Annotated in this window: 18 protein-coding genes; 6 read left to right on the top strand and 12 right to left on the bottom strand. The window is 49.4% G+C overall.

Annotated elements, in window-relative coordinates; translation table 11 throughout:
• Window positions 1–6: 6 nt before the first annotated feature.
• The 4 genes from OEM52_00185 to OEM52_00170 are packed head-to-tail and all read right to left on the bottom strand — an operon-like array spanning window position 7 to window position 2,183.
• Window positions 7–546 carry a thermonuclease family protein gene (locus OEM52_00185; protein ID MDK9698553.1) on the bottom strand — a complete coding sequence of 180 codons (540 nt, stop codon included), beginning with the start codon at window positions 544–546 and terminating at the stop codon, window positions 7–9.
• Window positions 543–1,547, bottom strand: coding sequence for an HD domain-containing protein (locus OEM52_00180; GenBank protein ID MDK9698552.1), 1,005 nt, complete (start codon window positions 1,545–1,547; stop codon window positions 543–545). The genes OEM52_00185 and OEM52_00180 overlap by 4 nt, the downstream gene beginning before the upstream one ends.
• A complete protein-coding gene (locus tag OEM52_00175; GenBank protein ID MDK9698551.1) occupies window positions 1,528–2,004 on the bottom strand; it encodes a hypothetical protein in 477 nt (158 codons plus the stop codon). Before OEM52_00175 ends, OEM52_00180 begins: the two co-directional genes overlap by 20 nt.
• The gene (locus OEM52_00170) at window positions 2,004–2,183 is read right to left on the bottom strand and encodes a hypothetical protein (protein MDK9698550.1); all 180 of its coding nucleotides are present in this window, start codon (window positions 2,181–2,183) and stop codon (window positions 2,004–2,006) included. The genes OEM52_00175 and OEM52_00170 overlap by 1 nt, the downstream gene beginning before the upstream one ends.
• A gap of 261 nt (window positions 2,184–2,444) precedes the next feature.
• Here OEM52_00170 and secD point away from each other — a divergent pair, with 261 nt between their 5' ends.
• The 3 genes from secD (at window position 2,445) to OEM52_00155 (ending at window position 6,879) form a co-directional block, all read left to right on the top strand.
• Window positions 2,445–4,451 carry a protein translocase subunit SecD gene (gene secD / locus OEM52_00165; GenBank protein MDK9698549.1) on the top strand — a complete coding sequence of 669 codons (2,007 nt, stop codon included), beginning with the start codon at window positions 2,445–2,447 and terminating at the stop codon, window positions 4,449–4,451.
• 34 nt (window positions 4,452–4,485) lie between these two features.
• Entirely contained in the window at window positions 4,486–5,457 is a 972-nt protein-coding gene (secF, locus tag OEM52_00160; protein ID MDK9698548.1) for a protein translocase subunit SecF, read from the top strand.
• Window positions 5,458–5,610: 153 nt separating this feature from the next.
• Window positions 5,611–6,879, top strand: coding sequence for an adenylosuccinate synthase (locus OEM52_00155; GenBank protein ID MDK9698547.1), 1,269 nt, complete (start codon window positions 5,611–5,613; stop codon window positions 6,877–6,879).
• A 60-nt stretch (window positions 6,880–6,939) separates the two neighbouring features.
• On the opposite strand, the gene OEM52_00150 is transcribed toward OEM52_00155, so the two are convergent.
• Together OEM52_00150 and OEM52_00145 are read right to left on the bottom strand one after the other, a co-directional pair.
• A complete protein-coding gene (locus tag OEM52_00150; protein MDK9698546.1) occupies window positions 6,940–8,520 on the bottom strand; it encodes a PDZ domain-containing protein in 1,581 nt (526 codons plus the stop codon).
• A gap of 26 nt (window positions 8,521–8,546) precedes the next feature.
• A complete protein-coding gene (locus OEM52_00145; GenBank protein ID MDK9698545.1) occupies window positions 8,547–9,704 on the bottom strand; it encodes an aminotransferase class I/II-fold pyridoxal phosphate-dependent enzyme in 1,158 nt (385 codons plus the stop codon).
• A 155-nt stretch (window positions 9,705–9,859) separates the two neighbouring features.
• Between OEM52_00145 and OEM52_00140 the strand changes: the two genes are divergently transcribed.
• The 3 genes from OEM52_00140 to OEM52_00130 all read left to right on the top strand — a co-directional run bounded on the left by OEM52_00140 (window position 9,860) and on the right by OEM52_00130 (window position 13,162).
• Window positions 9,860–10,348 carry a hypothetical protein gene (locus OEM52_00140; protein ID MDK9698544.1) on the top strand — a complete coding sequence of 163 codons (489 nt, stop codon included), beginning with the start codon at window positions 9,860–9,862 and terminating at the stop codon, window positions 10,346–10,348.
• Between the two features lie 55 nt (window positions 10,349–10,403).
• Window positions 10,404–10,826 carry a hypothetical protein gene (locus OEM52_00135; protein ID MDK9698543.1) on the top strand — a complete coding sequence of 141 codons (423 nt, stop codon included), beginning with the start codon at window positions 10,404–10,406 and terminating at the stop codon, window positions 10,824–10,826.
• Window positions 10,827–11,026: 200 nt separating this feature from the next.
• Window positions 11,027–13,162 (top strand): T9SS type A sorting domain-containing protein, encoded by a 2,136-nt coding sequence (locus OEM52_00130; GenBank protein MDK9698542.1) that lies wholly within the window; start codon window positions 11,027–11,029, stop codon window positions 13,160–13,162.
• A gap of 183 nt (window positions 13,163–13,345) precedes the next feature.
• Here the strand turns inward: OEM52_00130 and OEM52_00125 are convergent, their stop codons facing one another.
• The 6 genes from OEM52_00125 to sufC form a co-directional block, all read right to left on the bottom strand.
• Window positions 13,346–13,780, bottom strand: coding sequence for an SUF system NifU family Fe-S cluster assembly protein (locus OEM52_00125; protein ID MDK9698541.1), 435 nt, complete (start codon window positions 13,778–13,780; stop codon window positions 13,346–13,348).
• Between the two features lie 130 nt (window positions 13,781–13,910).
• Complete coding sequence (locus tag OEM52_00120) at window positions 13,911–15,170, bottom strand: SufS family cysteine desulfurase (protein MDK9698540.1); 1,260 nt, start codon at window positions 15,168–15,170, stop codon at window positions 13,911–13,913.
• Window position 15,171: 1 nt separating this feature from the next.
• Complete coding sequence (locus OEM52_00115) at window positions 15,172–15,507, bottom strand: non-heme iron oxygenase ferredoxin subunit (GenBank protein ID MDK9698539.1); 336 nt, start codon at window positions 15,505–15,507, stop codon at window positions 15,172–15,174.
• Between the two features lie 52 nt (window positions 15,508–15,559).
• Complete coding sequence (gene sufD, locus OEM52_00110) at window positions 15,560–16,903, bottom strand: Fe-S cluster assembly protein SufD (protein MDK9698538.1); 1,344 nt, start codon at window positions 16,901–16,903, stop codon at window positions 15,560–15,562.
• On the bottom strand, window positions 16,900–18,312 hold the full coding sequence (gene sufB / locus OEM52_00105) for a Fe-S cluster assembly protein SufB (protein MDK9698537.1): 1,413 nt from the start codon (window positions 18,310–18,312) through the stop codon (window positions 16,900–16,902). The genes sufD and sufB overlap by 4 nt, the downstream gene beginning before the upstream one ends.
• Window positions 18,309–19,085: a Fe-S cluster assembly ATPase SufC gene (gene sufC, locus OEM52_00100; GenBank protein ID MDK9698536.1), complete on the bottom strand. Its 777-nt coding sequence runs from the start codon at window positions 19,083–19,085 to the stop codon at window positions 18,309–18,311. The genes sufB and sufC overlap by 4 nt, the downstream gene beginning before the upstream one ends.
• Between the last annotated feature and the right edge of the window lie 5 nt (window positions 19,086–19,090).

Genomic DNA, 19,090 nt, shown 5'->3' with positions numbered 1-19,090 from the left:
TGCAGATCAGCGATCTTTCTTTTTCTTAGGATTCTTTGTTCCCCATTTCGATTTCATCCGGAGATACTTTTTTGTTAATTCCGGATCGCTCCAAATCCCCTGTTTTGTATCCCGTGCCTGTTTCTCGGCATTAGCAAACTTAGAATGCCAAGGTTCTGGTGCTTTTCCAAATTTGGTGTAGTAGGGTGAGAGTCCGTGTTGGATGAGTTCAAGATTGATGCAGGATTCCCCGTGAAAAACAATTGCGAGTTTGCGGTGAAAGCGATCTTCCTCATCGCTGTCAACCGGCGTTTGCAAAGTCACATACGTATTTTCAATCCGCTTCTTTGTCCAGTTCGAGGCAACTTTACCCATTGGGTGATTTTGTTTGATATCGGGATGTACTGACTCAGGAGTATCCACAAACAACAATCTCACCGGGTATTCGGTCTTGGTCTCCTCAGCGATGAAAGTATCGCCATCGACAACACGCTTCACCTTGACGACTTGAGCAAAAACACCGGCTGCTAAGAGCAACCAGACCAAACAAAGGATCCGGAGCTTCATACTGCGTATTCGGCATCGAGATTGTCCCGCTCAACTTTTTCTTCTGAAGTTGGTGAATCGGGTCGGGTGCGATCGCCGAGGTAGAGGTGAGCGCCAGCAAGCGGAACGTAATCGGTAAAAATGCGCTCACTGCCGGTCTGAGCTTCGATGATGTGCTCATACGCTTCGGCATGGGCATCAAGCTCATCAGAGTGATGAAGAATAATCGCTTCGAGGGTTGCAGGAATGATGGGGGAACCTTTCTCCCGGGTTCCCTGATGCGATAGGAGTAAATGCAGTAATCTTACTTTATGGCGGGTCGGGAACCCCTCGATGGTTTCCATTTTCCGGCTTACAAAGTTAGTTCCCATGAAAATGTGACCGAGTAACCGCCCCGATTCAGTGTAATCCCCCGATGGCAAGGGAGATAACTCCCACACTTTACCGACATCGTGGAGCAATGCTCCCGAGAGGAGTAAATCGCGGTCACAAAGCTCGTGATGTTGTGCCGCCAAGTCACAATGATCAGCAATACAAAGCGAGTGCTCCAAGAGTCCGCCGCGATACATGTGATGCCACAATTTCCCGGCAGGCGCTTCGCAATACTTGGAAAACCACGATTCATCGGCGAGTAGCAACTCCCAAAGTTTTTTGTACCATTCGTCCTGAATCGCAGCGACCCGTGTTTTCAAGTCGTTGATTAGTTCAGGGAACGGTCGTTTGGAGGATGGGAGTAAATCTTCCCAGATGATCTTCTCTTCGGGAAGGGGAACTAATACAGAAATTTTCCCAACTTTTTTTCCGTTGAATTCTTCCACGAATCCTTCGGCATGGACTGGCAGCGGGATTGGGGTGGGGAGTAGCGTAGGCGGTTGGAACCAGCGGCACTGCAGTCGACCGCTCTTATCGTACAACTCGAGGTCCCAGAAGGTTGCGCCATTGCGGGCTTCGCGGGGAGTCAGTGTTCGCAGTAGAAAACTGCCGGAAAACTGGTCACCCGGTTCAAGCTGTTTCAGAGGCATCTTGACCTCCGGCTGTTTCGCGAATGCAGAAAAATGTACGTCGCTGTTCAGAGCCAGCCGATTTCTCACCGTCTGATTCGCTCTCCTTGCCGCGGCGATCAATATCGGTCACCAGTTGTAATGGCCCGTCATGATTGACTGCAAGCAATGTATAGCGATCCTCGTCCACCGAAACAAACGCAAAAACGTCGCGTCCTTCGAACGCGACGTAAAGTTCATGAATGTTACCAAGTTTCACCCGGGAAACAATCGTGTTCGTACCGGAAAGCAATTCGATCCCAACCGTAAACAGCGAATTTCGGAACTCGGCATGAACCTCTGCGATGAAATCGCCTGTTACTCCGCTATAGGAAGCTTTCCAGCCATAAGCAAGTGGGGAAAGGATACCACTGGTTCGACGCGTCAACAGAGTCATCGCCTCAAGGAGGTTCAATGACAGTTGACTCTCGGTTTTCATCAGGCTTGAGCGGATTTCCGGGTAACAGTAGCCCGCTTCGCTTGAGCGGTTTCAGAAATCGCGCTTACCGACTGCGCCTTGATATCGATAACCCGTTGTTTTTGGCGTGCTGCATAGCCTTTACGGGCTTTCTTCAAAATTGCACGGCGGTGTTTTTGTTTCGATTTTGAACGTGGCAAAGTTCTATCCTCTCTTTTTTGACAACCAACAAAGCCAAAAAATATAGAACGTGATCCTCCCTTCTCCAAACCTCGGTGCTTTGGAATCTTCGCGAAACTGTCCTATACTCCAACTCCTTCAAACGATGTGGGATCATGTCTAATGAGACTGGTCTGAATTTGCGCTTGCAAATCGACTCGTGTATCTTATCTGGGTTTGACGAATCATTTTCCAAACAAAGTGAATTGGTTGTACGAATTGACTTGGCTTGAGGCGACGGAATGAAAGGCAATTTGCTAGGGCGGTGGATTATTATCCTGTGTATCATCGCGGGATCTTTCTACTATTTATACCCATCTTACCGTTTTAATACGCTTTCCGATCAGGAAACACAGAAGTTCGCAGAATTAGCGAAGTACTCGCGGCTTTCCCGCGGCGAAATTGTCGCTAATATCTATCGCGACGAAGTCGACCTGAAAAGTATGGTGTCGCGCAGTTCCGCGAATCCACAGGACGCTGCTGAAGCAGCGAAACTGATCGATGAACTTCGTGGCCCGTTCCGGGAATCCATCGATAGTTATCGCGGTAAGTCGATCAAACGCGGTCTTGACTTGCAGGGCGGCATGTATTTGGTGATGGAAGTGGATGCGTTCACATTGATCGAGAACGTCGCAAAAGCGAAGGACGATCAGTTTGCATCAGCAATGAAAGAAGTGTCGCAACAGGTTGCCAAGGATCCCGAAGCGGATGTCGTTGACGTCATGAGCAAGACGTTCGCCGCCCGCGGAGTTCCCCTAACCCGTTACTTCCCCGACGCTGTGTCCAACGATGACGCCATCACCAAGCTCAAAAAAATGAATAGCGACGCGGTCGACCGTTCACTGGAAATTCTGCGAAATCGTATTGACCAGTTCGGTGTCACGGAACCAAGCATCACGCGGCAGGGCGATCACCGGCTCATCCTTGAATTACCTGGTGTCCAGGACCCGCAACGCGCTCGTGGCTTGATTGGTAAAACGGCATTGCTGGAATTCAAAATGTTGGAAGAAGGCGAACGCGCCGACCGCATTTTGCAAGACATCGATAAAGCGTTAGCAGGCGATACTACTCAATCAGCAAGTTCAACCGATACCTCGAAACTTGCCGCTTTAACAGCTGTTACCGATACAGCGAACAAGTCTTCAACTGACACACTGTTTGGTAAGTCTGCTGCATCGTTAGCTGATACCGCCAAGAATGGCGGCGAACGAAAACTCCTCTCGCTATTGAAGCAAGTTCGTGGCACTATCGCCGTCGAATCGAAAGACATCAATAAAGTCAAACAGTTCCTCGGTTCAGAAAAAGTGGTTGCCGTGATTCCGCAGGATGTTCAATTCCTGTGGGGCAAAGACTTCGAATTTGCCGGTAACACGAGGTATCTGCCGCTGTACATGGTGAAGCGGAAAGCGGAAATGACTGGTTCCGGTTTGACCGATGCCCGCGTCCAATTGGGTGGTCAGCAATCCGGTTCCCCAGATGTTAATTTCGAATTGAATCCCGAAGGTCGCCGGATTTTCGCCCGGGTGACTGGTGCCAACGTTGGCAAGCGGATGGCGATTGTACTTGATGAAGTTGTCCACATGGCACCGTCAATTCGTTCGCGGATTCCCGATGGTCGTGGCGTTATCGAAGGTAGTGGCAGCGTCGAAGAAGCGAATGACCTTGCGATCGTGTTGCGTGCTGGTTCATTGCCCGCCCCGGTGAAAGTTATGGAAGAGCGTACCGTTGGTCCGTCGTTAGGACGTGATTCAGTAGAATCCGGTAAAAAGAGCTTTATCATCAGCTTACTTGTTATAGCCGTTTTTGTGGCATTTTACTACCGTTTGTCGGGTGTCATAGCCGATGTCGCATTGATAACCAACATCTTTATCATGATGGCGATTCTGGCAATGTTCCAATCTACTTTAACGGTGCCCGGTATTGCCGGTATCATCTTGACGATGGGTATGGCGGTCGACGCGAATGTACTGATCTTTGAACGCATCCGGGAAGAGTTACTATCCGGCAAAACTCCGGCACATGCGGTGAAGGCAGGCTTTGAGCGTGCGTTTATCACCATTTTCGACTCTAACTTAACGACAGTCTTCTCAGGGTTTGCTTTGTACCAGTTTGGTACTGGCCCGATTCGCGGATTCGCATTAACGTTGATGATCGGTATTGCAGTCTCAATGTTCACCGCATTGTATATGTCGCGCGCTGCCTTCGATCTATATCTGAAGCGCGTAATGCCGAAGACTCTTTCAATATAATTCGTAACGATAATTTTGCAGAGCGATACCAACAATGAATGAAGTAACAACCAAAGCGGTGCCGCCGCGGGTTAAATTTACCACGTTTTTCACCGTAACTCATATCGACTTTATGAGCAAACGGAAGCTGGGATATTTTGTCAGTAGCGCCTTGCTGATCATTTCGATTGGCTTGATGTTAGTGAAGGGCGTAAATCTTTCTATCGATTTCCGCGGTGGAATCGAAGTAACCTTACGTCCTTCAGCAAACGTTGGTGAGCAAACGATCCGCGATGCTTTAACGGAAGCCGGCTATAAGGATGCCGAAGTCAAAACGATTACCGATGCCGAAGGGCATGCCGATCTTTTGATTCGGATAAAGAAATCGGACTTTGCAACAGCTGATGTCGCTAACAACATCGAGAAAGTTGTCGACCAGAAGATTGCTCCGGTAACGGTGGAAGTGCGACAGACTCAATCGGTCGGACCGAAAGTCGGCAAAGAATTGATGATCTCAGCGTTGTATGCGATTCTTGTCACCTCGCTCCTTATCATGATTTATTTGTGGTGGCGGTTTGAGTGGTTTTTCGGTGTCGGCGCTACCTTAGCAATGATTCACGATATCATCATCACTGCCGGGTTTGTTGTACTCCTTGGTTACGAGTTCTCGATGCAAATCGTTGCGGTATTGCTGACGATACTTGGTTACTCGATCAATGATACAATCGTGGTCTACGACCGCATCCGGGAAAATGTGAAGAAACACCGGGGGATGTCGCTTACCAATATCGTAAATTTATCAGTGAACGAGACGTTGTCAAGAACCTTGTTAACATCGATCACTGTTATGATGTCATTAGTGATTATTCTGTTTGTCGGCGGTCAAGTTATTCATGACTTTGCCGTAGCTTTGCTCTTTGGTGTTGTTTTCGGTACTTACTCTTCGGTGTTCGTCGCGTCATCACTCCTCATCGATTCCGGTGTAAAGGATATTGGCAAGGCGATGGCAAAGAAACAGAAGAAGTAACACTTAGCCGGAATGCCGTTCCCAATTGCCCCGGCATCCGCTGGGGCTTTTGTATGTTCCAACATAACGCGTATGTCAGACGATTCGCTCTAACTACGTGATTTTAGTAACAACTCTTTCCGACACAGCTTTGCGAGGTGGGGAGACTACATTATGTCCGTGATGACAATTGTCGGCGCTCAATGGGGCGACGAGGGAAAAGGGAAAATCGTTGATTTATTAGCCGGTCGGATGGATGTGGTCGCACGGTGGGGCGGCGGCCCGAATGCCGGTCATACCGTTGTTGTCGACGAAGAAAAATACATCCTCCACCATATCCCTTCCGGCATTCTGAATCCAACAGCGTTATGTTTGCTCGGAGCAGGTGTCGTTGTCGATCCGGAGAAATTTCTTAGTGAAGTCGATGGGTTGGAACAACGCGGCATCCGTGTCGACAACCGGCTCTTTGTCGATGGTAGGGCACACGTAATCCTTCCCTATCATCGTCGGCTCGATGAGTGCCAAGAACGTACATCGGCGATTGGAACAACTGGCAGAGGTATTGGGCCAGCCTATACCGACAAAGCGACTCGCAACGGTATCCGAATGTCGGACATGCTGTACCCCAAGCATTTACAGGAGAGAGTCCGTTCGGAGACAGAGCAACGCAATCTCCTGCTTGAGAAACTGTATAACGAATCACCGCTCGACATCGACTATATCGTGAAATCGACTCAACTCCTCGCAGAGCGGATGAAACCGTACATCATTGATGTCTCTTTACTCCTCGAGAAACAGATTGCCGGGGACAAAAAAATCCTCTTCGAGGGGGCACAAGGAACTCTACTCGATATCAATTTCGGCACGTACCCGTTTGTCACTTCCAGTGAACCGATAGCGGGAGGTGCTTCGACTGGCTTGGGTGTTGGCCCACGGCACTTACAGAAAGTATTAGGAATTGCGAAAGCGTATGTTACTCGAGTTGGTAACGGACCATTTCCTACTGAGCTAAAAGACGAAATGGGGATCGAATTGCGGAAGCGCGGCGCGGAATTCGGCTCAACAACTGGGAGAGCGCGGCGATGCGGTTGGTGGGACAATGTATTGGCAAGATACTCGGCGCGGGTGAATGGCATCACCAGTTGGGCGATAACGAAACTCGACGTTTTGTCGGGTATCAACCAGATTCCCATCTGTACCGGTTACGAAACTCCCAATGGTGTGATCGATTACTTCCCGATGGATTTATTCACTCTGGAACGATGCAAACCCGTCTACGAAAACCTCCCGGGATGGAAGGAAGATATTTCCCATGTTACCAATTTTTCGCGATTGCCAATCGAAGCACGGCGTTACGTCGAGCGGATAGAGCGACTCACCGGTGTACCCGTGGAATACATCAGCGTCGGCGAGAAACGTGAGCAAACCATCAAGTTGGTTTAGTACTTACTTATGTATCATCACCGATTTGAAAATGGCGAACCATCCGGTTCGCCATTTCGATTACAAGGAAACAGTCACTCGCCCAAACCAGAGCAACTCGCGGTCACGATCTTGTAAGAAGTGATCGAGTAGTAGCTTGCTCTCTTTCTTCACTATCCCATCAAACACTGCTATTCCATTGGCAATGATAACCACCGGTTGATCGAAATTTATCATTTCGGGATTCAGCAATATCTCAATGGACTTTACACCTGAAGTCTCGATCTCGAACCGGTTCCCAATCCGAATTGCACTCACTGCACCAGATTTTGCTTTCCGGGGAAACGCTGCATACTCCTGCACCGGCGGGAATTTCCCATGCAGCACTTCTTTCTTTTCGTTTCGGAGCACAGTAAGTGTCACAGCATCGCCGCGTTTTTTCGTACTGCGCGCTTTTGATAAATCGCGCATCGACTTTACTTCGAAGGCATCCAATGCGATAATCACATCGTCCTTCAGCAAGCCGGCGGTGTAAGCCGCCGAAGTTGTATCCGACATTACCGATCCTACTTTAACACCTTCGCCTTTCCACTCCTGATCGGCCTGAAAACCAACCGTGACGCGGTCGTCGACTAACATACAATCGTATGTCTTATGCCATTCCGCCGGTGGTTTCGTGGTATCCAATGCGGTAATCGTGAACCAATCGCATTTGCCATATTTCACATCGCTCGTTTCCCAGTAGATGTGTGAACGCAGCGGATCGCGGCGATTCTCATTGACGATTCGAGATATCTTATCGAATTCATGGAGTAAGTACGAGTCGTTATGAGTCGCGGTATCGTACACCGTAACGTTGAGATTAGCGCCGGCTTTCAGCGCTGTCTGTAACATCGGCAGCATTCCAACGGTTGGATACAATTGATCCTTTCCGCCAACGGTCGCATACAACGGACGATTCATCATATTCGGGAGGTGCTGTTGCATCGGCCCATCGAGCGAACCAACCGCCATGTGTCCCGACCATGGAAACAAATTCGCGAAATCGGTTGGTGAGGTCATTGCAATATGGAAAGAACCCGACCCGCCATCGGAAAAACCGCCAATCGATACTCGTGAATCGTCGATGTGGAATCGTCGTTTCATTTCCCGGACGAGCCATTGGATGTGATCGACTCCTTCCGGACTCCACCACACACAATCGAATCTTGACAAGGGAAAAACATAGAACCAACCGTTTTGCTCACTTAGTTTCAAAAGCGGGTCTTCCAACAATTCAGAATCGCTGATAGCCGGAAAGGCCGGTCGACTCACACCGCCATGCAGATAAACGAAGAGCGGCGTCGCAATTTTCGGATCGTACTTCGATGGTACATACACCAATACCGGAGCGTCGCAAGAATCGTTTAATCGATGAGTAATCCGCATGATTTGACCGGCTCGTTCCGGTTTCGGATACTCGCGAAACGACGTAATCCACTTCGCTAACGAGTCTGGAGCGAATTGGCTAAGTGCCATGGCAGCTTTCAAAGAGCGATTCGGATCTCCCGTTAGTAACTGAGAAATCATCTCCACGCTGTCGGAAACTGCGAGCGCCGAGACTGTTACCGATAACGATCCAAGAACGATGAGGATCGAAACGAATAGTCTTGCTTGTGTCATCGTTGCCTCTTTGTCGATACTTGTTATCAAAGTGTTGCAATCCGCGCCAGCGCTTGAATGATTCGCTCGGTTGGTTGGGTTAGAGCAAACCGGATGCGATGCTCGCCTTGTTTTCCAAATCCGCGTCCCGGCGTAACGATAACCCCTTTTTCCATCGCAGCATCGACGAACGTTACATCGTCCCAGCCCTTTGGTACTTTCGCCCATACATAGAAGGTGGCACTGCTTGCGAGAAATTCGATGCCCAGTTGCCGTAATCCATTTTCCATCGTTACTCTACGCTCGCCATACACCGAAAGATTTTGCGCGATGCAGTCCGGCAATTGTCCCGGGGTTGTGTAGTAGTCCAAAATGGCGGCGGCGGCACGTTGGATAAAGACCGGCGCTCCGCTGTCGAGTTGGGTTTTCACTTTGACCAGTGCGCGGATGATATCCGGGTCGCCGATTGCCCATCCGATACGGTAACCGGTCGCATTCACGACTTTCGAGAGCGAGAAGAACTCGATGCCTTTACGGGTATGCTGCAACAGCGCAGGCGCTTGATATCCGGCAAAGGTTAATTCGCTGTACGCATTATCCTGCACAACGACGCACTCGGGATGCGCTTCCGTCCATTGTGCAACCTCGGTAAAGAACTCGGAAGTTGCAATTGCGCCGGTAGGATTGTTCGGATAATTGAGATAGAGCATCCGCACTTCATCAGGAATTGTCGACAGGTCTGGAAGCATTCCTTTTGTTTCATCGAGCGGAAGTGAAACTGGCACTCCATCACATAAAATGGTTGCGCCGTTGGCATAGACCGGATAAGCCGGATCGGGCACCGCGACGCGGTCGCCGAGGTTTACATAGGCGCGGGCAAGATTCGCCAAGCCCTCTTTCGCTCCGAGCAAAACGCATACTTCCGAAGCAGGATCGACTTCGACGCCGAACCGGATTTTTGCCCAACGGGCAATACTGGTGCGAACGGCAGGATCGCCCATCGATGTTGGATAGAGGTGCGCGTCGGCGTCGTGCAAATGATCACGAAGCGCTGATTCAAATTCCGGTACCGGCGGCAGGTCGGGGTCGCCGATCCCTAAATCGATTAAATCCACACCTTTCGTTCGTAACTCGGAAGCCTTGGCTTCCAATCCGGCAAACAGGTATGGTGGAAGCCGTAACAGTCGCTCCGACCATTTCGACATGGCTGCTCCTTCGTGTATATTGCGACAGAACCACTCTTCTGTGTATCATGCAAGCAGTGGACGCCTACCTTGGTGTTGCACAGTTGTTAATCCTGCGGATTTTGCTTTGTATTGACTTGGAAATAATATACGGGAAGCTGAGGAGGAAAGAAACGATGTCGTCGCTAAGCTCCGACGGTGTCAGCGAAGTCCTGAAGATCATTCTTGCAATTGTCATTGGGATTTGTTTCATCGGCATCATTTTTTGGATCATTTCCGATAAGTTTCCGATGTATGCGGCGAAAAAGGAAGTGTCGATTACGCTCTTGGAAATCTCCAATTCGTATCGCAAATGGTCGCAATCCGCCGACGAACCGGTCACTATCGATTACATTTTCAAGAACGGTTGGGTGATTCCCAGTAAGGAAGTGAAAGCGCACTGGGTCTTCGAGCTGCATGGCGATCCCGCCAATAGAGTGGTGGCGCAATCGCTGCAGGGAATGCCGGGCGGACGCGACCGGTTTGTCTACATGGATATCGAAACCGGTTTACAATGGGGTTGGGGCATCCCAGCGACCGACGACAGCATCAAAGAAGGCTTACTCAAGCACGATGCCTATCGCCGGGTCGAAATCCAAGAAGGAAAAGAACCTGTTACCAAATAGGGGTAACGTTCGGTTTGCATAGGAGGAATCCTATTCATTTCGGAAAGGGCTGACTGTGACCAATGACTTCCTGAAAATCATCCTCACCTTAGTGATCTTACTTTGTGTGGTGGGGGTAATCTTCTGGTTCATCTCCGATAAGTATCCCGGATATGCGGCGAAGCGGGAAATTCGGACTGCACTCACCGATATTGCCAATGGCTACAAGAAGTTTGCCACCAATGCCGGTGAACCGGTTACGATGGAACTGATGTACAAGAACAATTGGGTGACGCTCGATAAAGAGACGAAACTCCACTGGACTTTTGAGATTTACGGCGATCCGCCTCATACCATTGTCGGACAAAGCACGCCGGCAATGAATTACGGGCGCGACAAAATGGTGAAGATCGATATCGAGACGATGGAAATGACTGGTTGGAGTTTTACCGGTTCCGAAGACACTACGATCTTCCAAGCCCCGGTGAAGCGCAACTAACATTAACTTGAGTATGAGCGGCGAACCGGTGTTCGCCCTTTCTAATTACCGCGGCATTTTTTGTCGCGGTTTTTTGTTGCGTGAAGTTTGTAACCCACACCGTTCTTTATTTCTTGGATAACATTTCGGTGTTATCTTGCCATTTGTTGGATGTTTTTGATTTGTTATGACTGGTAACGCCTGTTAAGATAGAGGCTCCGATGTTTCGCACTTCTCTCCGAATCCTCACGATAGCTTGTTTAGCAACACTCCTCATCACTTTAGGTGCACTTTCTGCACTCGCACAACCCTCTTGGATTCCCATTTCGGGCGCTGACATCACAAATTGTAAGCAAGTGTATGAAGATCCTATCTCTCATAATATCTATGCAGCATGTGTAAATGCCGGTGTATGGCGCTCGACAAACCAAGGCGACCAATGGACTTACGTAGGTGGCGTGAGCAATTCTATCCTATCAGTAGGTGTTAATGAACGTGGTTACCTTTTTGCTGGTAGCATGGGAGCAGATTTGTTTCGTTCAATGGATGATGGACATAGCTGGACTCAGTATTCGACTCGACGTGTTCTAAGCGTTTTATGTATTGATTCGCTTGTGTTTGCATCAAGTGTCAACAACCAGACACATTATTCCCGGAATTGGGGACAAACATTCGATACAATCCCAGACCTCGGCAGATTGGGAACTTACTCGTTCCACCGACATCGAGGCGATACTTTATTTGCAGGAACACGCCAAAATGGGATTTATCGTTCCACGAATCGAGGAGCGAGCTGGCAACCTACACAATTGACAACCGGTAGAATACTGGCGTTCAGCTCTAATGGAGATTTAATCTATGCAACCAGTCAGGAAGACGGTGCATTTTTATCTACGGATGGTGGAATGCAATGGACTTCCTTAGGGTTGTTGAATATGGAAATCTGGGGAGTCGTTTCCGATACTTTAGGTCGCGTAACAGTAGCTACATATTCCTTTGGTTGCTACACCTCACTCGATTCCGGACGTACTTGGAACACGGCTAATACGAATTTAAATCGAACATCGTGCCTTTCTCTCATCCAAAGCCAATCCGGTAATCTATTTGTTTCGACCGAAGAAGGCATTTACCGTTCATCTGGTTACCCGATTGTTTGGTCTCGTGTCGTCAACGGAATTACTTCTGGATTTGTTGCGATGACCATGACTGCAGATCGTGAACTGTTTGGTAGTAACGGGTATGGGGATGGTTTATACTCCTATCAGCCCGGATCCAACTCATGGCGTCGCCGATGTCCGGAATATAAGGGTGGAAGAGCGCTGTACATCGAAACAAATGGTTTAATGCTACTTGGAGACGACTGGAATTACATGCACCGCTCGACTGACCACGGTGCAACTTGGAACACAATTCATGTGAACGGTGTTGGTTACTTTACCGGACTAATCAAAGATACCACAGGAAATTATTGGGCATCTGCTGCAGGAGGTATTTTTTGTGGGGGAACGTCAGGAACCAACTGGATGAATACAACGAGTTTGGTCGGCAATATCCTTGTGGATGACATTGTTATCACACGAATGGGAACGATTTTAGGTATCAGTACATTCAATAATTCGTATTACATCCTTCGCAGCTCGGATCAAGGAAATAGCTGGCAGAGCTCCTTGATTTATGCCGGAGGTGGGCGCTTTGCATTGCATCCCGATGGTTCGATTTATCTGTCGACTTACAATTTTTCTCGCGTGTATTATTCGACCGATGATGGACTGACTTGGCAGTTTCGCGCTGCACCTTTAAACTCAAGTTCGATTGCTATTAACCACGAGGGAGCAATATTTCTCGGTTACAGTCAACGACAGCACGGAATACAAGTTTCTACTGATCAGGGTGTAACTTGGAATCCTTTCAATGAAGGTTTGCCGACGGAAGTGTATACCGATCCGTTCGGAAATGTTCGAACACTATTCCCTTCTTGCTGGCGTCTGATGATGGATCAGGACGATTACTTATACATGAGCTGTGGTAATCAAATCTATCGGACTTTCGCACCTACATCCGGAATAGAAGAAAATGAGACTCTGAATGCTTTCATTTCGTTGATCGATATTGGTGTTTCACCCAACCCCTTCAACTCCACTACCACGCTTCACTATTCATTACCGCAGTCGAGTGATGTTACGATTTCGGTGACCGATATTTTAGGACGAAAAGTGAAAGAAGAGTTGTTGCCATTGCAACCGGCAGGCGTCGGGAAGTGGGTGTTCGATGGTGGAAATCTCGCTACGGGAAATTACTACTATCGCATCACAACCACCACTTGCACAGCGACCGGTAAGATGACGTTACTCAAATAAAAATTGGGCGTAGAAAAGGGCGTATGCAATACGCCCCTACACAGGTGGTTACGGGCTTCCAAGCCCGTTCTTGGTCGGACAAGATCATATGATCTTTGAAAGATGTCGGACAAGATTACCTACGGTGAGCCGCAAGGCGGGTTGTCCAACCTCCAAGTAAGGAAGGGCGTATGCTATACGCCCCTACGAATCGGAATCGCCTTCTAACAAACGTTTCGCGGTGTTCCAAGAGAGTGTCGCGCATTTAATGCGGGCATGGAGTTTCTTTACCCCTTCGAGCGAAGCGAGTTCCTCGAATTCGGGATGGTTGTCGAATTCATCTTCGTTACGCATAATCGAGAGGAACGATTCGACATCCTGCTTCGCGTCCTCGATTTTTTTTCCCTGTAGTTGCTCGGTCATCATCGAGGCGGATGCCACGCTTATCGCGCACCCTTTCCCGTCGAATCCGACTTTGGCAACTTTCCCATTCTCGATTTGCATTGCCACGGTGATCTCATCGCCGCAAATCGGATTGTGGTCGTGAATGCTGCACGTAGCGCCATGCACCGGACCCGCATTGCGGGGGTGCTGATAGTGATCCAGCAGGATCGATTGATATAATTCGTCGAATGACATTTACCAGTCTCGCAAATGGGTAGCCGCGGGCTTTAGCCCGCGAACCGTGTGTAAGTTGAAAAACGCGGGCTAAAGCCCGCGACTACCAACGCAATGCAGAGAAGCAAGATCGGTTCGTTCCAGACGAAACTTAAACTACTTTTGCGACTGGCAAAGAGAGTTTCCCCGTAAAGAAACGAATCGATTTTTCGACCGCTTCTACCAGTACGTCGACTTCTTCCGGCGTGTTATACAAGTAAAACGACGCGCGCGCCGTTGCCGCTACGCCCAGTTTCCGCATCAACGGTTGAGCGCAATGGTGTCCCTCCCGAATAGCGACCCCTTCTTGATCAAGTAGACTCGCCAGATCGTGGGGGTGAACATCGTTGCAGAGAAAACTGACCACGCCGCTGCGATTTCGCGAGCCGAGTACCATCACACCATCGATGAGGGCTAACTTGTCGGCAGCGTCGTTCGCGAGCGCTTCGCAATGTTCGTGAATCCGCGGCATTCCAAGCGCTTGCAGATACTTTGCCGCTTCGCCTAACGCGACCGCCCCTTCGATGTTCGGGGTACCAGCTTCAAACTTGTTGGGAATTTCCGCCCACGTCGCCCGGTCGATCCAAACTTCCTTGATCATATCGCCGCCGGTCAACATCGGATCCATGAGCGCCAACCACTCGCGACGACCGTAGAGAAAACCAATACCCGATGGCGCGACCATTTTATGGCCGCTTACGACTAAGAAATCGCATTCCAATGCTTGTACATCAACGGGGTAATGAGGCGCCAGTTGGGCGGCATCGACCAATGTGGTAATCCGCTGTGCTTTCGCTTCTTTCAAGATTGGAGCGAGGTTCGTTAACGAGCCGAATACATTGGAGCACCCGCTGATTGCCAACAGTTTTGTTCGCGGTGAAAACTTCTCGATGACTTTTGCCGGATCGATCGAACCGTCGTCCTCGAACGCAACCGGAACAATCTTAGCGCCAGTTGCAAGACACGTCTGTTGCCACGGAATTAAGTTTGCATGATGTTCCAACTCGGTGAGGACAATCTCATCGCCGGGATGGAGATACTTTCTCGCAAAACCGTACGCGACCAGATTGACTGCTTCGGTGGCGTTTCGGGTAAAGACGATCTCGGTTGCATGTTTCGCATTGACAAAGCGGGCGATGGTCTTCCGCGCTTCGTCATAGGCATCGGTTGCTTCAACAGATAGGGAGTAAACGCCGCGATGGATATTGGAATAGGATGTTTCGAGAAAGTTGCGAACAGTATTGAGAACCGGTCGCGGCTTTTGGGTGGATGCGGCGTTATCCAGATAGGTTAACGGCATCCCATTCGATAATGTTCGGGAAAGGATTGGGAAGTCGTCTCGGATGCGTTGGCGTTCGGTGGAGGTAAACATTTTAAAAATCATCCACTTGTATTTCGATTACCCCGTTTACAATTTGCACAGGTACTGCTTGCACCGGAGTTACTGCCGGCATCGACAACGCTTTTCCGGAAATTATATCAAACCGGGCGCCATGCTGCGGACAAGTCACCTGCTTGCTGCGACGGTCGTATACGCCGCCGGAGAGCGGAACCTCGGCATGGCTGCAAACATCGCGTAAACAATATACTGTTTCGCCATCGCGAAATAATACAAACGGTTCGCCGTCGGCTTCGACCCGTTTCGGTTGAATCTGATTCAGTTCGTCCAGTTGTGCGACAGGGTACCACATGATTGTTCTATCACTCATTCTGCAATCCACATCCGGATTGCGAAAATTGTCAGCTGGTTTACGGGATGGTTTAGTCGAGCGAGTGTCCTAACAACTTCATCGAGATTGTGTCCCGGCAGCGATTCTGTAACTCGACATTCGGGATCCGGGCAAGAATCGGTTCGAGATGTGCTTCGATCAGCAGTTCTTCGGCAGCAGTGCGCGACAGCCCTCGACATGCCATATAATAGAGCTGCTCTTCGTTTACTTGCGATGTCGTCGCGCCGTGGGTGCACCGTACATCGTCGGCAAGAATCTCCAAACCGGGTAATGCGTCGACATGGGCATTTTTCGATAAGATGATATGTTTTACGCTCTGGTAGGCGTCGGTACGTTGCGCCGCTTTATCGACGACAATCAACCCTTGATAGACCGAACGCGCCCGGTCGGTTACCACTCCTTTGAACAACAAATCGGAGTTGGTGTTCCGGGCAATATGGTGCTGCATCGTATCGTGATCCAAAAATTGCTTGGCGTTGCCGGCGACAAACCCGCCGATTTTTGCAGTTGCACCTTCACCAGCGAGATCGACAATGATTCGCGATTTCGCAATCCGCGAACCGAGCCCACCCCAAATCACATCCGCATTCGCATGAGCGCCAATCGTGAATTGGTGCGTACCGAAATGAAATACGCCAGTACCCCAGTTCTGCAAACCGGTAAAGCGAAGTTGAGCGCCTTCCTCTAAAATGATATGCGTATGAGAATGCGAAAGTAATGCACGACGATCACCTGGCGAAACAAACTCTTCGGCAATCTCAAGCGATGCGTCACGACCGACATGTATAACATTGTGTGTGTACAGCGTCGTGTTTTCGGTAAACAGCTTTGCAACGATCCCAATCGGTAACATAATTTTTTTTCGATCAGCGACATCGACAAACACACCAGCATTGCGAAAAGCATACACTGCAGCATTAAACCGCAGCATACTTGGATGTAAGCCGGGATTGGCGTAGTATCGCAAGTAGGGTTTGATGATGTCCGGGACAGCATGAACCGCCAGCGCGACTGGTATCACCGTTAATCCATCGACACTATCTGCACAACGGCGCTCTGTCATGTATAATTCGCCGCGGGCCGGCTGCGTCCCTTGTCCTGTATGGATCCGGCAAAATCCCTCTTCGGGAATCAGCGATTCCGAAGTTTCGCCGTTTGCCATTTCATCCCAATCGTTCAGGAATTGCTCGAATTTCACCGACGTCAAATCGGTGCGTCGCCACGGTTCGTCGATTCGTGCGGGTAATGGCAACGAATCAAACATACGAGCTGCTTCTTCCCGAAGCTCGATTGCCCACATCGGTTCATGACTGGTCGAGTGATGTATTGTCTTTTTGCGTGAATACAAAGTTGGTGCGCTAATAGTACTCATCATCCGACGGATCCACTCATTTGCAATTGTATCAACCGGTTCAATTCCAGCGCATACTCCATCGGCAACTCTTTTGCGATTGGTTCGATGAAACCAGCAACAATCATTGCTTCTGCCTCTCCCTGAGTCATGCCGCGCGATTGTAAATAGAAAATCTGGTCGGTCGATAACTTTGTTACGCTTGCTTCATGGCCAACTTCGATGCGATTCTCTTCTAAGTCCATCACCGGATAAGTATCGGATTGCGAATGATCATCGATGAGCAGCGCATCGCAACGGGTAAAGCTCTTACAATCCTTCGCCCCAGGTGCAACTTTCACCATCCCACGGTAACTGGAACGTCCGCCGCCACGCGCAATCGATTTCGATATGATGTTGGAAGTTGTGTTCGGAGCGAAATGCATCATCTTGGCACCGGCATCCTGATGTTGTCCTGGTCCGGCAAATGCCAATGACAGCACTTCACCATGTGCCCCTGGTTCCATTAAATAGACTGCTGGATACTTCATTGTGAGCTTACTGCCGAGGTTGCCGTCGACCCATTCCATCCGGGCGTCGGCATAACAGGCTGCCCGCTTGGTCACCATGTTAAACACATTGTATGACCAATTCTGGATCGTGGTATAGCGAACGCGCGCACCCTTTTTGATAATAATCTCAACAACTGCACTATGCAGCGAATCCGACGAATACGTCGGTGCGGTACACCCTTCGACGTAATGAACAAAACTGCCTTCTTCGGCAATAATCAACGTGCGTTCAAATTGCCCGGCGTTCTTGGCATTAATCCGGAAATAGGCTTGTAACGGAATATCGACTTTTACGCCTTTCGGGACGTACACAAAACTGCCGCCCGACCAAACCGCAGAATTCAGTGCGGCAAATTTGTTGTCCGAAGGTGGTATTAATTTACCGAAATGTTCTTTTACCAGCTCGGGAAATTCGCGTAAGCCGCTGTCCATATCAAGAAAAGTAACGCCAAGTTTCTCCCACTGATCTTTCAAATTATGGTAAACGACTTCCGAATCGTATTGTGCGCCTACGCCAGCCAGCATCTGCTTTTCAGCTTCGGGAATGCCCAGTTTGTCAAAGGTGTTTTTTATATATTCGGGAATATCGTCCCAGGTGTCACCTTGTCGTTCGGTCGGTTTGATGTAGTAGTAAATATCGTCGAAATCGATTTGATCCATCACCGGGCTACCCCAGTTTGGCATTGGCTTTGAGAGGAATTCGCGATAAGCATTTAATCGAAATTCGAGCATCCATTCCGGCTCTTTTTTGCGAGCCGAAATCATGCGCACGACCTCTTCAGTCAAGCCCTTTTCGGACTTGAATACCGGGGCATTCTCATCGTGAAAACCATATTTGTACGAGTCAAGCCCTTGCAGTAACTCTTGCTCAGTAGAACTCATACGACGACTCCTGCTTCTTCGCGTAACCAATCATAGCCGCGCTCTTCCAATTCAAAGGCGAGTTCCGGCCCCCCCGACCGGACGATTCGCCCCTGCATAAGCACATGCACATAGTCTGGTTTGATATAGTCGAGCAGTCGTTGGTAATGGGTGATTACCAAAGCACCGAACTCCTCGCTTCGCAGTGAATTGACCCCTTTGGCGACAATCTTTAAAGCATCGATATCGAGTCCGGAATCAGTCTCGTCAAGTATTGCCATTTTCGGTTTTAACATCATCATTTGAAGCACTTCGCATCGTTTCTTTTCGCCGCCGGAAAAGCCATCGTTTAAGTAACGTTGAGAAAACGCCTGATCCATCTCCAGATAATCGAGACCATCGAGAATCTTTTTGTGGAACATCACTGCGCCGAGCGGTTTTTGCCCTTCGGCTGGCGGATGCATCGCATTGTAACTGGTACGCAGAAAGTTAAACATCGACACACCGGGCAACTCCACCGGATACTGGAACGCTAAAAACAAACCTGCGCGCGCTCGCTCGTCGGTTGACATTTCGGCAACGTCAGTTCCTTGCCAATGGATCGATCCAGCTGTTATCTCGTAATTTGGATGACCGAGCAATGTTGCGCCTAACGTGCTTTTACCTGCGCCGTTCGGTCCCATCATCGCATGGATTTCACCTTGTCGGATCGTTAAATCGACCCCCTTTAAAATCTCGGTCTCGGTGTTGGCGATTTTTACGCGTAAACCTTGTAATTGTAGTTCCCGATTCATGTTAC

The sequence above is a fragment of the bacterium genome (assembly GCA_030247525.1).
GTDB lineage: Bacteria > Electryoneota > JAOADG01 > JAOADG01 > JAOADG01 > JAOTSC01.
The sequence above is the reverse complement of the archived record's forward strand: the minus strand, read 5'-3'. Positions and strand labels throughout refer to the sequence as shown.

What these genes read in the sequence shown, in the direction of transcription:
- OEM52_00175 (MDK9698551.1), bottom strand. Translation starts at nt 2,004, where the DNA reads ATGAAAACCGAGAGTCAACTGTCATTGAACCTCCTTGAGGCGATGACT.
- OEM52_00125 (MDK9698541.1), bottom strand. Translation starts at nt 13,780, where the DNA reads ATGTCATTCGACGAATTATATCAATCGATCCTGCTGGATCACTATCAG.
- OEM52_00120 (MDK9698540.1), bottom strand. Translation starts at nt 15,170, where the DNA reads ATGTTTACCTCCACCGAACGCCAACGCATCCGAGACGACTTCCCAATC.
- OEM52_00115 (MDK9698539.1), bottom strand. Translation starts at nt 15,507, where the DNA reads ATGAGTGATAGAACAATCATGTGGTACCCTGTCGCACAACTGGACGAA.
- OEM52_00145 (MDK9698545.1), bottom strand. Translation starts at nt 9,704, where the DNA reads ATGTCGAAATGGTCGGAGCGACTGTTACGGCTTCCACCATACCTGTTT.
- OEM52_00150 (MDK9698546.1), bottom strand. Translation starts at nt 8,520, where the DNA reads ATGACACAAGCAAGACTATTCGTTTCGATCCTCATCGTTCTTGGATCG.
- OEM52_00185 (MDK9698553.1), bottom strand. Translation starts at nt 546, where the DNA reads ATGAAGCTCCGGATCCTTTGTTTGGTCTGGTTGCTCTTAGCAGCCGGT.
- OEM52_00130 (MDK9698542.1), top strand. Translation starts at nt 11,027, where the DNA reads ATGTTTCGCACTTCTCTCCGAATCCTCACGATAGCTTGTTTAGCAACA.
- secD (MDK9698549.1), top strand. Translation starts at nt 2,445, where the DNA reads ATGAAAGGCAATTTGCTAGGGCGGTGGATTATTATCCTGTGTATCATC.
- OEM52_00155 (MDK9698547.1), top strand. Translation starts at nt 5,611, where the DNA reads ATGTCCGTGATGACAATTGTCGGCGCTCAATGGGGCGACGAGGGAAAA.
- sufD (MDK9698538.1), bottom strand. Translation starts at nt 16,903, where the DNA reads ATGATGAGTACTATTAGCGCACCAACTTTGTATTCACGCAAAAAGACA.
- secF (MDK9698548.1), top strand. Translation starts at nt 4,486, where the DNA reads ATGAATGAAGTAACAACCAAAGCGGTGCCGCCGCGGGTTAAATTTACC.
- sufC (MDK9698536.1), bottom strand. Translation starts at nt 19,085, where the DNA reads ATGAATCGGGAACTACAATTACAAGGTTTACGCGTAAAAATCGCCAAC.
- OEM52_00140 (MDK9698544.1), top strand. Translation starts at nt 9,860, where the DNA reads ATGTCGTCGCTAAGCTCCGACGGTGTCAGCGAAGTCCTGAAGATCATT.
- OEM52_00180 (MDK9698552.1), bottom strand. Translation starts at nt 1,547, where the DNA reads ATGCCTCTGAAACAGCTTGAACCGGGTGACCAGTTTTCCGGCAGTTTT.
- sufB (MDK9698537.1), bottom strand. Translation starts at nt 18,312, where the DNA reads ATGAGTTCTACTGAGCAAGAGTTACTGCAAGGGCTTGACTCGTACAAA.